The following is a 12,976-nucleotide window of genomic DNA, read 5'->3' as shown; positions in this document are numbered from 1 at the left end:
CGGGGCCGCCTCTCCCTACTCTATCCCGTACGTGATCGTGACGCTCGTCTGGACCGACATCTCGGCGGGGGTGATCGCCGGCGGCGCCATGCCTCCGCCTGCATACTCGCCGGTGCTTATGGAGGCGGACATCGCCCCGTATCCGTAATACGGATCGTAGTAGTCGTAGGAGTACTCGCTGATCATGGTGGGCTCGCCCAGCGTCACGCCCGTCGCCGATGCGAGCTGTCCGGCCCTGTTCTGCGCATCCTCGACCGCCATGATCCTGGCCTCGTCGTACAGCGCGGCCCTGTCCGAGATGGCGAAGGAGACCGAGGAGATGTAGTTGGCACCGCCCTCCACCAGCGCGGCCAGGACGTCTCCGACACTTTCGGTGTCGTACAGTTTCAGCGTGGCGTAGTCGGAGACGTGGTACAGCAGCACGTCGGTGTACTCATAGGTGTACTCGTCGTACTCGTACTCGGTCCACAGGCTGTAGGAGCTGGTGGCGATGTCGTCGGCATCCACACCTTCGCGCACGGCGGCGTCCCGTGCACCCCGCATCATCCCCGAGGCCTCGTCCACGGCCTCCGCAGCCGAATAGCCGGTCACGTCGACCCCGAAGGTTATGGTGGCCATGTCCGGCTCGCTCCAGGCCGTCCCCGTCCCGGTGACGGATATCTGGCGCGGATAGACGTAGGGGTCCTGCGCCGAGGCTGTCCCACAGACCATCAGCAGCACTGCTGCCGCCATCATCGTCCTCGTCATTCTCATCCTCCTCCTGTTTGCCGTCCACGACCTGTACATACCCCGCGAGGCCGTGATAGATTCCACGAGCCCGGTCCCCGGGCAATATGCACCCCCGGCCGACTTCGGTCATTCCAGCCTCGCCGGAAGGATCCGCCGACGCGATGAGAGTGTTCGTCCCCCCGTTCATCGTCGATGGAGCCAGAAGAGGCTTCTTCAGCGGAATGGTCCCGGGGGCGGTCGTGATGATCGACTTCCCGGGCTTCACCGGGCTCACAGAGGAATACATGGCCCGCGGCACCAGGGGCGCCGAGGAGCTCTCGCTCGTTCTCAACTGCATGCTCGGGACCGCGGTGGAGGGGATCGTGGCCGCGGGTGGCTTCATCGGGGGCTTCGCCGGGGATTCCGTCACGGGCGTCCTGCCCGGGAGAACCTCGGCGGAAGCCTCCAGGACCGCCGCTGAGATCTCGCATGCGCTGGCCTCTCGAAAGGGTTCCGGCCCCGGATCGCTCGTGAAGATTGGCATCGCTTCCGGAACGGTGTCCTGGGATGTCATCCCGGGCCGCAGCCGGCTGTTCCACTATTTCTCGGGCGCTCCCGTGGCCGCGGCCTCGGCGGAGCAGGAGGCCTGCGCCCCGGGTGCGGTCCGGTCGGCGGGTCACGTCGCCGTGCCGGATGCCGCCCCTGCCGCGGGAGCCGCGGGATCCGCCCCGATGCCCTGCTGCTCGGGCGACTTCTTCGTGACCGAGCGTGTGGGCTCGCTGGCCTCACAGGGAGAGTTCAGGTTCGTGACGAGCGTGTTCGTATCCGGACCCGCAGAAGGTCCGGGACCGGGCAGGGAGTTCGTGGCGCGGGTCCTAGACCTTGCGGAAAGGTACGACGGGTTTCTCAGCGGAGTGGATACGAAGCCTGCGGGTGCCAACCTGCTGGTGCTGTTCGGCGCGCCCGTCACCCACGAGGACGACGCGGCGAGGGCCGACGGCTTCCTCGCCGACCTGCTCGGGCCGCATGCCGGGTCGGCCAGGGCGGGGGTCGAGTGCGGCGAGGTCTTCGCCGGACTGCTGGGTTCGGGGAGCCATACGGCCTATACGGCGATCGGAGCCCCGGTCAACCTGGCCGCGCGGCTGCTGTACCTCGCCTCGGGCGGCTGTGCTCTCTCCGGCCCGTCGTTCGCCCGCAGGAGCCTGCTCAGGCGTTCGCAGGGCATGATCGTAAGCCTGAAGGGCATCAGGGCCGGTGTGGAGGCGGTGAGTCTGTCCCCGGGGGGATCCCGGGAGACCGCGTCCGGTTTTTCCGGGATCTTTGCGGGAAGGCAGGCCGAGATGGATGCTCTCGGAGCACTGCTCCCCGCCGGACCCGGAGATCCCGCCCGGCAGGTGCTGGTCACCGGGGAGGCCGGTGCCGGCAAGAGCAGGCTCCTCCACGAGTTCGAAGCCGTGCACGGGGAAGCCGCGTTCCATCACCTCAGGTGCGACGGGATCCAGCAGAGGGGTTTCAACCCCTTCGCCAGGCTTCTCCGGCAGCTGTCGGGGCACTCGGAGGGGATGGATCCTCCGGAAGGCCGGCGGCTCTTCGAGGCGCGGCTCGCCTCGCTCGGAAGACCCGGGGCTGCGGTTCCCGGCTTCGGAGGCGAGTTCCTCGACCAGGCGGAGTTCCTCAGGAGCCGCGCACCGGCCCTCGGATCACTGCTCGGGATGGAATGGCCCGATTCGGTGTTCGGGAAACTCGATCCGAAACTCAGGTTCGACAACATCCTGACATCCCTGAGAGGCCTCCTGGGCATCCTGGCGGGCGGAGCACCCTCGGTCATCGTGATAGAGGACGCCCACTGGCTCGACCGTGATTCGAGGAAGGCCCTGGAACTCGCCGCCCCGGCGCTTTCGGCGGAGCCCATACTCTGGATGGCGCTCGCAAGGCCGCAGGCCGGTTCGGATCAGCCCTTCGAGCCGCTTCCCGGATCCCGGGCCACCGTGATCGACCTCCCAGGCCTCGAACCGGGGGCCGCCGCCTCCCTGGTCTCGTCGGAGCTTCGCGGCAGCCCGTCCGAAGCCCTTTCCGGGTACATCCACGCCCATACCGGGGGAAACCCGCTCTTCGTGGAGCAGTACTGCCGCTTCCTCTCTGAGCGCGGCCTGGTGGAGGAAGCTTCCGGAGGCCTCGCGCTCTCTTCTGTCGTCGAGGGCCTTCCGGCCGACCTCAACCCGGTGCTGGTGGCCAGGATCGACCGCCTTCCGACCAGTGTGCGGCAGGCCGTACAGGCCGCTTCCGTGCTCGGAAGGGAGTTCGAGGCCGACGTGCTCGCATCCATGCTGGGGGAGGACGATGCCGGGGCCGTGCTCCTCCGGGGTGTCGAGGAGCAGATCTGGCAGCCCGCGGGGGGCCGGCTCCACATGTTCCGGCATGCGCTCCTGCGGGATGCGGCCTATTCGATGCAGCTCGGCGCGAGGCTCGCGGAGCTCCACGCGCTCGCCGCCGGCGCGATCAGGGCTCTGCGGGGCGGGGATCCCGCCTTCCTGGACGATCTGGCGTACCATTACGAACGCGCGGGGATGATCCCGGAGGCGGTCGAGTACCTCGGGCTCGCCGCTGCCCAGGCTGCGCACAGCTATCTGAACTCCCAGGCCGTGGATCTCTACTCGCGGCTGGCCTCCCTGCTGCCCGACGGGCGCGGGAAGGCCCGGGCCATCCTGGCGATGGCCGACGTGGAATGGGCTTCCGGCTCGTGGGACGAGGCCCTCGCCCACTGCCGCTGGGCCATCGACATGTGCCGCCTTCTCGGGCTGCATGCGCTCGAGGCGAACGCACGCCAGCGGGCGGGGAGGATACTGCTCGACACGGGCGACGAGGATGCAGGCATGGAGACCCTGCGCGAGGCCGAAGCCTGCCTCGACAGGGAGGAGGATTACTCCACCAGGTCGAGGATCATCATGGTCAGAACGAGCTTCCTGCTCCAGTCCAACACCCGCGAGGGGATGGAGGAGGCCCTGGAGACCGGGCTCCGGTACGCCATCCAGTCGGGCGACGAGGAGCAGTGCCTCAGGGTCAGGGGGAACATGGGCAACTACTGCCTCGAGGTCGGCAACTTCGCCGCGGCGCTCTCCCATTACGAGGACGTCAGGAACGGAGCCGAGAGGCTCGGGATAACCCAGCTCAAGGCACTGTCGCTGGGGAACATGGCCCTCGCCAGCAAGTACCTCGGCGACGAGGCGAGGGCGGTCACCCTCTTCAGGGAGCAGCTCGCGCTGGCGAACGAGATGGGCAACCACCTCCTTGCGGTGCTCGCCCTGGGCAATCTGGGCAGCTCGCTCTCCCGCGGGTGGGAGTGGGCCGGTGCGGCCGACCTTTTCAGGCGGGCGGCGCGGATGGCGGCCGACCTCGGAGCGGCGCAGCACGAGGGGATAGCGCGCTCGAACCTCTGTGATCATTGCCTCAGGACCGGCGAAACTGCGGAGGCGCTCCACAACTCCACCGAAGCCGTGAGACTCTGCAGGGAGAAGGGGTTCGAATACTACATCGGGAGCTTCCTCCTGGTCCATGCGAGGGCGCTGCTCTGTTCGGGAAGGCCGCGCGAGGCCATGGAGGCCGTGGAGGAGGCCATCGGCCACCCGATGATGGACGACTACAGGAAGCCTGCCGCCATCATCACGGCGGCCGCACTCGCCCAGACCGGCTGCAGGGGCGAATCCCTGGTGATCCTCTCTGCAGAGGCCCGCTCGGCTGACCTCGAGACGGCCGCGGAAGCCTCCTGGCTCCTCTGGAGGCTCACATCGCTCGATGCCGACAGGTCGGCGGCGGTGGAATCCAACCGGAGATGGCTCGCGGAGGGGCGGTACCCCTGGGTGACGGCCTCCAGGCTGCGCTCGATGGGCGAGGACGTCTCGTCCCTACCGGCCGTCCCGGATCACGAATCGGACATGCTGGCCGGTTGCTGAACAGCCGGCCGGACGAGTCCAGCACCGGCCGGGACTGGACGGGAAATGAGAATATTCTCATAATTGGCCATGGCCAGACCCAGAACCGCCTGCAACGTTTCGCATGTCCCGGCTCGTCGCCGCGCGGTCTTCCACGGCCGTGGAGAAGCCTGTGACGAAGTCCTGGGCACCGACGAGGTGGAGGCCCTGAGGCTGGCCGACCTCGAAGGCCTGTACCTGGAAGAGGGCGCCTGCTCCATGGGCGTTTCCAGGGCCACCTTCGGCAGGATACTCGAGAGGGCCAGGCGCAAGACCGCCCGTGCGGTCGTCACAGGGTCCGCTCTCGCGATGGAACCGGGCCTGCACGGCTCAGGGGACGGCTGCTGCACCTGTCCCTCCTGCCGCAGGGCGGATGCGGGCGGTCCGGGCGGCATGCCGCGGGGCGGGGCGCTCCGTACACTGACGTGTGGATCGATCGAAGGGAGTCCCGTGATGAGAATCGCCTGTCCGGCAAGGGCCGATCTCGGGCTGGAAAGCCCGATCTGCGAACACTTCGGCTCGGCGCCGGGATTCGTGGTGGTAGACACCGCCACGATGACGGCTGCGTACCTGCCCAATCCGGGCCATGAGCACGGCCACGGCATGTGCAGACCCCTCGCGGCATTCGAGGGCGATCTGCCCGATGCGGTGGCCGCAGCGGGCATGGGGGCTGGAGCGCTCGAAAGGCTCTCGGCCTCCGGGATAGACGTATACATCGTCTCGGCCTCCACGGTGGGCGAGGCTGTCGCGGCCGTGGTCTCCGGCGGCGCCCCGAAGGCAGGCCCATGGTCGGTCTGCGCCGGTCACGGCCACCACGGCGGAGGATGTCAGGATCACCACTAGGATCCCACCGGTCACGCCCGGGGATTTCGATGCGCTCCTGGGGCGCCTCGAACCCCGCATATGCGTGGACGTGGCCACGGGCAGGGGGGACTCCCTCCGCGCGATACTCGCGGCCTGCCCTTCCTGCTCGGTCCCGGTGGGTTTCGACTCGTCCCTGAAGGCGCTCAGGGCGGCCCGGGCACAGGATGACGCGGCAGGGCTCCCGCTGGCGGCAGGCGACGCATCGAACCCCCCCATCAGGCCCGGATCGGCCGATCTCGTATCTGTGGTCAACTCGCTCCATCACTTCGAGCGGCCCGCCATCGTCGTCGACCGGGCGGCGGAACTGCTCCGCCCCGGGGGGGCGATGCTCGTGGTCGAGATGTACCGGGACGGGCAGAAGGGGCCGTCAATGACCCACGTGCTGATGCACTCATGGTGGGGCAGGATCGACAGGCTGAACGGGATCCCCCACTTCGAGACCATGACGAGGGCGGCCATGCACCGCCTCCTGTCGGGACACGGGCTTCGCCTGGAGGCGTGGACCGACGACGGGGCCGGCCGGGGTACGAAGCAGGGCTGCGGAAGTCCCTCTCCGGGAGCGGAGGAGATCGGGAGGCTCGGAGCCGTCATCGATTCATATTCCGCCAGGATACCGGAAGACGCGCCCGGGGCCGGGGAACTCGCCGCGGAGGGGGAGAGGCTGAGGAGGCGCGCGGCCAGGATCGGCTTCGCTCCCTCTGCGAGCCTGCGATTCCTGCTCTTCAGAGACGCGGGCTGAAACACCGGGGGGCTCTCGGGCTATAATTGCTGCGCCCATGTCGGGCGGATCGGCAAGGAGGCCGGCTTGACGAGGATCGTGCTCTTCTTCGGGATTGCATCCCTGCTGCTGCTGCCGGGGTGCACCAGCACCACCATCATCTACAACTACGGGGATACCGGAAAGCCCGGACCGGACACCGTCTTCGTGGTGAAGCCCTCATCCGGGACCCCGGTGCCGCCCGGACCCCACATCCCCGGCCCGGGTTCCGGAGACACCGTCCAGCCGGTCCCCCCCGACACTTCGGGGACGGGTGCGATCATCCCCGGGCGCTGGTCCTCGGTGCAGACGCTCACGCCCGGCACCGCCCGCCTGGAAACGATCGTCTCGACCATCGATTCGCTCGTGATCTACCGAGTCCTCGGGAACGGGATCAACGGCAGGCGGAGCGCCATCCCCGAGGAGAGCCCCCGCGGCATCTCGCTCAACCCGGAGACATGGCGCGACATCTCCTCCGGTGAGTGCGAGTACTTCCTGACACTGGTGCTCACGAGCCACGAAACATGGCTCGACGTCCAGGGCTCGCCCGAGGTCCTGCGCCTCGAGGCCGACGGTGCGCCGTTCGCGAGGTTCACACTGGGTTCCGCCGCCTGCGTGACGCCCGTGCAGCTCGCCTCGGGCGGCTACGAGGTCTCGTTCCGATTCCCCACGACCGCTGCGGTCCTCAGGGCCCTGGCCGCGAACGAGAACGTCTCGGCCAGGGTCACCGAGTCGGGGATGACCTACCTCGACACCTGCTCCGCCGACAACAGGCTGAACTTCCAGACCTTCTTCGACGTCTACGTCATGGGTGACGGCACCAAGGACTCCGGCGGCGGCGGGAGCGCCGCGCCGTCGGAGACGGTTCGCTGAAGGCAGGCTCCGCGGCGCGAGCCGCGGATCGGGATCGACCGTATCGACGGGAGGACTGGCATGGGAACCAGGGGAAGGCAGATCGTGGGTCTAGACGTCGACGGGCTCGTGGCCACGCTGAACAGGGCCCTCGCGGACGAGTGGCTGGCGCACTACCAGTACTGGGTCGGCTCGAAGGTCGTGATGGGCCCGATGAAGGACGCGGCCGTCGCAGAGCTCGTCCAGCACGCCGCCGACGAGATGCGGCACGCGGAGATGGTTTCGCTGCGCATCGTGCAGCTCGGGGGGACGCCCGTGCTGAAGCCCGGGGACTGGTACGGGCTCTCGAACTGCGGCTACGACGCCCCCGAGGACCCCTTCATCCAGAAGGTCCTCCAGCAGAACATCAAGGGGGAGCAGTGCGCCATCGAGGTCTACGACCGCCTCGTTAAGGAGACCTTCCAGAAGGACATGGTGACGTACAACATGGCCCAGGCCATCCTGGCCGACGAAGTCGAGCACGAGGAGGACCTCCAGTCGCTGCTCGAGGACTACGAGGCCATGATGGAGAGGGCCAGGATCCGCTGAAGGGGCCGCTCAACCCAGCAGCGAGGCCAGCCCCCAGAAGCTGAAGGCGAACCTCCAGCGCATCTCCCATTCGTCCTCTCCGTCGGGCGGATCGGAGACCCACGCCGGGAACCATGCCGTGACGAAGGCCGCCCGGAGGCTCAGGCCCGCGTTCGCCAGCATGCCCGGCATGCTAATGTCGCCGAAGGAGTCCTCGATCCAGCCGACATCGGCGAAGACCGAGACCGGCAGGGGCGAGAACGAGACGGTCTCGCCGATCCCGATCCCGACAGTGCCGTGCAGGTCGCTTTCACCGTAACCCGGCATGGCCGGGCCCGATTCGACGAAGAAGTGCTCCAGGGGCGACAGGTATCCCGAGGGCGGCAGCATCCACCCGAGCGCCCCGTATGATGCGAGGCCCCCTCCCGGGCGGTACGAGTACTGCAGCGGGGTGTCCTCCGAGGCGCAGCCGGCGAACACGCGCGTCCCCGGCGTCCCCGGGAGGGCCGTGAGCCCGAGCGAACCCTCCGCCTCGACCGCGATCCATGGCTCCCCGTCCCAGTCCGGGCTGCCCCGGAGAGCGATCCATGCATTCCTGTACGAGGACATGCCCATGTCCCACGACGAGGCCGAGGCATTCAGCACGGCTCCGCAACCCTCGTCGTACTCCGACCCGTCCAGCATGGAGTTGTCCGACACGCTCTCGAAGGAGGCTCCGGCCGAGACCGATCCGGACGGATCCGACGGGTAGACCCCCTCGAACGTCCTGTAGACCGATGCCGAGACCTCCTCGCGACCGTACATCGAGGACATGTCCACCGAGAGGCCGGTCGAACCGGTGGTGCTCCGGGCCAGGGGCCTGTCCAGGGCCAGCGCCCAGGAACCGGGGCGGCCTCCTTCGACCGGGAGCCTCAGGAAGCCGGTGACCTCGAGCGGCCCGCCCGCCCAGTTGCTGGCGGAATGGGTCGAGCCGTAGATCCCCGCCTCCCATTCGCCGTCCGCGTATCCCGGGAACGGAGCAAGCCACGTGTTGAACCTCGAGGGCTGATCCATGGGAGCGATCATCGGTCGAACGGTTCCCGCCGCAGGCAGGGAGTTGTTCCATGGACGGCGGTCGGGGAAGCGGGTCCAGGGGTCGACCTCGGCCCTGTACCACCGCCCCGGGATCCTGACCTGCGACACCTCCCCGGGCGTCAGCGCGACCCGCGCCGAGACGCCTCCGCCGGGAGGACCTACGGCAAGGTCGAGCTCCACCGGGTGAGGGATGTCTCCGGACACGCAGACGACAGTGGTGTCTCCGCTCCAGTCCAGCCCTTCGACGCGGACGTCGGCCGATCCGGTCGTCCGGAGCCAGAAATCGGACTCCTCCTGCCAGGACCTGCCCGTGACCTCCTCGAGGATCGCCATGAAATCGCCGGTCCGCGGGTGATGGAACCTGAACCTGTCGCAGTATACGAGCAGGAAGTCGTCGAAGGCTTCGTCTCCGATCTGGTTCTGGATCATCCTGACGAAGAGGGCGGGCTTGGAGTAGTAGAGGGCTCCGTAGTCGTACCTGCCCCCGGCGGCCTCGGTGGACGTGCTGAGCACGGGCACCTCCTCGCCGGAAGCGACCATCCCGACGTAGCTCGAACTCGTGAAATCGGCGTCGGATATGCCCGAGACCCATCCCGGGAGGCTGGTCATGTTCCCCGACATCCCGTACCTGCGCTCGAAGTACCTGATCTCGCAGAAGCTGTTGATGCCCTCGTCTAGCCAGGCCTCGTCCACCTCGTCGTTGCCCAGCATCCCGTAGAACCACTGGTGCCCTATCTCGTGCATCACCACCATCTCGAAGTACCTGGTGAACGGGGGGTCGTACGGTTCGACCATGACGAGCTGGGGATACTCCATGCCTCCCCACATCGCGCTCTGGACCACCCAGAGATCGCCGTACGGGTACCAGCCGCACCACTCTCCGTAGTAGAGGAGCGTGGAATCGGCCCAGGCGCCGACTTCCGACCAGGCATCCGCGCTGCATTCCTGCACGGCAAGGTGCACCCTGACGGGAGGGGCTCCCGACCCGGCCGGAGGGATGAAGTTGTGCTCGAGGAGCACGAAGGCGGGGTCGGCGGCCCAGGCGAAGTCGTGCACCGGAGATGCCGTCCAGGTCTCTGTCCGGAAGAGGGAGTCGGGCGAGTAGCTCACCGAGTCCACCGAGCCCGTCGCGGCGGTCACGAAGCTGTCAGGAAGTGTGAGTGTCACCCGGTAGTCGCCGAAGTCGCTGTAGAACTCGCCGTCGGAACGGTACCTGGATGTGTGCCAGCCTCCGGAGTCGAGCACGCACATCTTCGGATACCACTGGGTCATCTCGTAGTGGTCTCCGTCATGCCCCATCCTGCTCCAGATCGTGGGGACCTTCACCGTGAAGCCGCCCTCGAGCCTCAGCGTGTCTCCGGGCTGGGCCGTCCTCCCCAGGGCAACGGAGCCGATCGTCTCGTCTACCATGACATCGACCGGGCAGCCGTCCACGGTCCATCCGTCGAGCAGTATCCAGCCGTATTCGTCGTCCGAGGCCCCTGCGAAGTCGTAGTAACCCATCGTTGCCAGATCCCCTGCGAAGGATGTCGACGGATCGCGGTACGCGTTCGGATAAAGGTGGAGCCAGAGGGTGTCCGCGGGATACGCGGGCATGAAGTCTATCCCGATCCTCCCTGTCACCAGCACGCTTTCGGGCGAGAGGGACGCCTCGATCCTGTAGTCCGCCCTGCTCTCCGGAGACGGGGATCCCGCCCCCGGGAGGGCGGACGGCAGCAGCAACAGCGGCATGAACAGGCTCATCGTCACCTCCGGTGTGGCGCACAGGGGTTGGAATACCGGCCCGCCCCGGTGATATAATGGGCACGAGGCCCCGCTGCCGGTCAACGGCGGGCCGGACGCCGCACCCGGGAGGTGGAACGTGAAGCCATGCGTGCTGCTGCTCGCCGCCCTGCTGGCAGCGTCCGGAACACCCGCGGCAGGCGGTCATTTCCTTTTCCCCACGGCCCAGACCACATACTCCTGGCCGCTCCATCTCGGCGGTCGCATCGGCCTGAACCTGCTCGAGCCCGATGGATCGTCCCGGTTCTCCCATTCCGTCGCAGGCGTCTCCGTGGATGCGGGGAGGGACGGGATGAAGCTCGGGATAGGATGCGGGCGCAGGTGGATGAGCTTCCTCCCGGCATACGGGGGCGGCCTCGCCGTGTCGGGGATGTACGTCTGGGAGGGTGACGACTCGGCGTTCCTGGGCCTGGAGGCCTCCGTCTCCGTCATGCTCGTGTCGCTGTACGGCGGAGTCTACAGGAGGATCTCCGGAGAGGCGCTCGAGGACCTCGTCCTCTCGGTCGGGATCGGGAGCGGGCTCCCGTGATCCCTGTGCGTTGAGGATGCCGAAGGGGCTTCGTCAGGCCGCCTCCGCCGCGGCGGTCTTCGCTTCGGCCGCGGTGCTCGCATGGGCCGGACTCGCCGATCCCCTGTGCAACTGGGACCTTGCGGGCTACACCGCCTGCGCGCTCGAACTGCGCGGTACGCCGGAGTCCTCGCTCCGGGAGGAGACGTACCGGAGCCTCGAGGGCTCCCTCCCTCCCGAAGCCTACGCCGACATGGCCTCCTCGACGCCCGGGCGCATCGCCCGTGCCACCGACGATGCGAGCCTCCTCCAGCACCTGCCGTTCTACAGGACCCGACCCGTCTACACGGCCCTCCTGGCCGGGCTGACGGAGGCCGGGCTCGATCCGCTGCAGGCGTCTTCCGCGATATCCACCGCCGCGGCCATCGCCACGCTCCTGCTGCTGCTGCAGCTGGTCCCGGGCAGGCGCACGCCCGGACGAACGGCCGCAGTCGCCATCGGGAGCCTGGGGGCAGGCCTGGTCGAGGTGGCCCGCCATGCCACCCCGGACGCTCTGGCCTCATTTTGCGCCGTGTCGGTCACCGCGCTCCTGCTCCGGGGCAGGAGGGCAGCCCCGGCCATGTTTCCGTTGTGCGTCCTGGTGAGGACCGACCTGCTCCTGTTCGTCCTGCCCCTGTGCGCCTTCGCGCTGGCCAGGCCGGCCTTCCCGAGGGTCACGACCGTGCTGTGCGCGGCAGCCTCGACAGTCCTCGCGCCTCTGCTCCACCATCTTACCGGCGGGTATGGCTGGGGGACGACGTTCCGGTACACATTCCTCGAACAGGCCGCCCATCCCGCTCTCATGTCCGGATCGGTGACCCCCGCGGACTACCTCGCGGTGATCAGGAGCTCGCTGGCTGCGATCCCCCACGCCGAGACCTGGGTGTTCCTGTTCGCTGCCGTCGTGGTCATCGGCCTGTCGTCGGGCACCCCAGGCCGGGCTTCCCCGCGCGGGCCGGAAGGGGATGCGCGATCCATGCTGATGGCGGCAGGCCTGTCGGCTCTGCTTCACTTCCTGGTCTTCCCAGCGGCGTGGCTCCGCTTCTTCGCGGGCCAGTTCACGATGGCGCTCCCTCTGGCGGCATTCCTCTGCCTCGGTCGGGCGCGCCGGCACGGCGGAGGAGAGAGATGCAACCCGTGACAGCGACCATACCGGCGATCCCGCGCGACCCGAACGAGTTCTCCGAGCTGGCCGGGCGCATGTCCGCAACTCCCCGGGGGGCGGCCGCCCTGGAATGGAGCAGCCTCCTCCCCGGCGTCAGGGGTCCCCTGTGAACCGTGCTACGGAGGGCGGGAGCATCCGCAGGGTCGTGACCGGAAGAACCGGAATATCGCTCTTCCTGTCGCACATGCCGGGCAGGTACGGCCCGCTCGAGGCGATGCTCGACGAGATGGCCCGCATCGGAGTGGACGAGGTGATCTCGCTCGCACCGCTCCGGGAGATCCGCACGAAGTCGCCGGCCTATGCCGGACTGCTGGACCGGGGAAGCCTCCCGTGGGAGTTCAGGGTGGTCCCGGTGGAGGACTTCGGAGTCCCTGAAGATCCCGAGGCTTATGCAGCCGAGGTCGGACGGGCGGCCTCCCTGCTCCTCGCCGGCCGCCGCGTGCTGGTGCACTGCGGAGCGGGGATTGGCAGGACGGGCACGTTCGCCCTCTGCGTGCTGGCAGCGCTCGGCATCCCTCCCGGAGAGGCCTCGCAGGCAGTGTCCGCAGCCGGCTCGGGCCCCGAGACCGACGGTCAGGCGGAGCTCGCATCCCGCATCAGGGAGAGATTCCAGGGCTGCTGAGATCCGGGCCGGTCTCTGTCCCCCGAGGCGCCCGGCAGGCATATTGCCGGTGCGGGTGTCCGATGCCGGA

At 68.2% G+C, this 12,976-nt stretch carries 11 protein-coding genes; 9 read left to right on the top strand and 2 right to left on the bottom strand.

Annotation, left to right across the window (positions count from 1 at the left end):
- Positions 1–15 precede the first annotated feature (15 nt).
- Positions 16–747, bottom strand: a complete 732-nt coding sequence (locus QUS11_10295) for an SIMPL domain-containing protein (protein ID MDM7993687.1) — start codon at positions 745–747, stop codon at positions 16–18.
- A gap of 143 nt (positions 748–890) precedes the next feature.
- On the opposite strand from QUS11_10295, the gene QUS11_10290 reads away from it, so the two are divergent.
- The 5 genes from QUS11_10290 (at position 891) to QUS11_10270 (ending at position 7,737) form a co-directional block, all read left to right on the top strand.
- Positions 891–4,658, top strand: coding sequence for an AAA family ATPase (locus QUS11_10290; GenBank protein ID MDM7993686.1), 3,768 nt, complete (start codon positions 891–893; stop codon positions 4,656–4,658).
- Positions 4,659–4,727: 69 nt separating this feature from the next.
- Complete coding sequence (locus QUS11_10285) at positions 4,728–5,519, top strand: NifB/NifX family molybdenum-iron cluster-binding protein (protein ID MDM7993685.1); 792 nt, start codon at positions 4,728–4,730, stop codon at positions 5,517–5,519.
- Between the two features lie 58 nt (positions 5,520–5,577).
- A complete protein-coding gene (locus tag QUS11_10280) occupies positions 5,578–6,279 on the top strand; it encodes a class I SAM-dependent methyltransferase (protein MDM7993684.1) in 702 nt (233 codons plus the stop codon).
- A gap of 66 nt (positions 6,280–6,345) precedes the next feature.
- Positions 6,346–7,170 (top strand): hypothetical protein, encoded by an 825-nt coding sequence (locus tag QUS11_10275; GenBank protein ID MDM7993683.1) that lies wholly within the window; start codon positions 6,346–6,348, stop codon positions 7,168–7,170.
- 60 nt (positions 7,171–7,230) lie between these two features.
- Entirely contained in the window at positions 7,231–7,737 is a 507-nt protein-coding gene (locus tag QUS11_10270; protein MDM7993682.1) for a ferritin-like domain-containing protein, read from the top strand.
- A 9-nt stretch (positions 7,738–7,746) separates the two neighbouring features.
- On the opposite strand, the gene QUS11_10265 is transcribed toward QUS11_10270, so the two are convergent.
- Positions 7,747–10,533, bottom strand: a complete 2,787-nt coding sequence (locus QUS11_10265; protein MDM7993681.1) for a M1 family metallopeptidase — start codon at positions 10,531–10,533, stop codon at positions 7,747–7,749.
- Positions 10,534–10,651: 118 nt separating this feature from the next.
- Here QUS11_10265 and QUS11_10260 point away from each other — a divergent pair, with 118 nt between their 5' ends.
- The 4 genes from QUS11_10260 to QUS11_10245 are packed head-to-tail and all read left to right on the top strand — an operon-like array spanning position 10,652 to position 12,906.
- Positions 10,652–11,101, top strand: a complete 450-nt coding sequence (locus tag QUS11_10260; GenBank protein MDM7993680.1) for a hypothetical protein — start codon at positions 10,652–10,654, stop codon at positions 11,099–11,101.
- Between the two features lie 16 nt (positions 11,102–11,117).
- Positions 11,118–12,260, top strand: coding sequence for a hypothetical protein (locus tag QUS11_10255; protein MDM7993679.1), 1,143 nt, complete (start codon positions 11,118–11,120; stop codon positions 12,258–12,260).
- Positions 12,248–12,394, top strand: a complete 147-nt coding sequence (locus tag QUS11_10250; protein ID MDM7993678.1) for a hypothetical protein — start codon at positions 12,248–12,250, stop codon at positions 12,392–12,394. Before QUS11_10255 ends, QUS11_10250 begins: the two co-directional genes overlap by 13 nt.
- Positions 12,391–12,906, top strand: coding sequence for a tyrosine-protein phosphatase (locus QUS11_10245; GenBank protein ID MDM7993677.1), 516 nt, complete (start codon positions 12,391–12,393; stop codon positions 12,904–12,906). Before QUS11_10250 ends, QUS11_10245 begins: the two co-directional genes overlap by 4 nt.
- Positions 12,907–12,976 lie beyond the last annotated feature (70 nt).

This window comes from Candidatus Fermentibacter sp. (assembly GCA_030373045.1).
Classification (GTDB): domain Bacteria; phylum Fermentibacterota; class Fermentibacteria; order Fermentibacterales; family Fermentibacteraceae; genus Fermentibacter.
The sequence above is the reverse complement of the archived record's forward strand: the minus strand, read 5'-3'. Positions and strand labels throughout refer to the sequence as shown.

Excerpts from the sequence above, each read along its gene's own strand:
- QUS11_10295 (MDM7993687.1), bottom strand. The coding sequence starts at position 747 with ATGACGAGGACGATGATGGCGGCAGCAGTGCTGCTGATGGTCTGTGGG.
- QUS11_10270 (MDM7993682.1), top strand. The coding sequence starts at position 7,231 with ATGGGAACCAGGGGAAGGCAGATCGTGGGTCTAGACGTCGACGGGCTC.
- QUS11_10285 (MDM7993685.1), top strand. The coding sequence starts at position 4,728 with ATGGCCAGACCCAGAACCGCCTGCAACGTTTCGCATGTCCCGGCTCGT.
- QUS11_10290 (MDM7993686.1), top strand. The coding sequence starts at position 891 with ATGAGAGTGTTCGTCCCCCCGTTCATCGTCGATGGAGCCAGAAGAGGC.
- QUS11_10255 (MDM7993679.1), top strand. The coding sequence starts at position 11,118 with ATGCCGAAGGGGCTTCGTCAGGCCGCCTCCGCCGCGGCGGTCTTCGCT.
- QUS11_10250 (MDM7993678.1), top strand. The coding sequence starts at position 12,248 with ATGCAACCCGTGACAGCGACCATACCGGCGATCCCGCGCGACCCGAAC.
- QUS11_10265 (MDM7993681.1), bottom strand. The coding sequence starts at position 10,533 with ATGAGCCTGTTCATGCCGCTGTTGCTGCTGCCGTCCGCCCTCCCGGGG.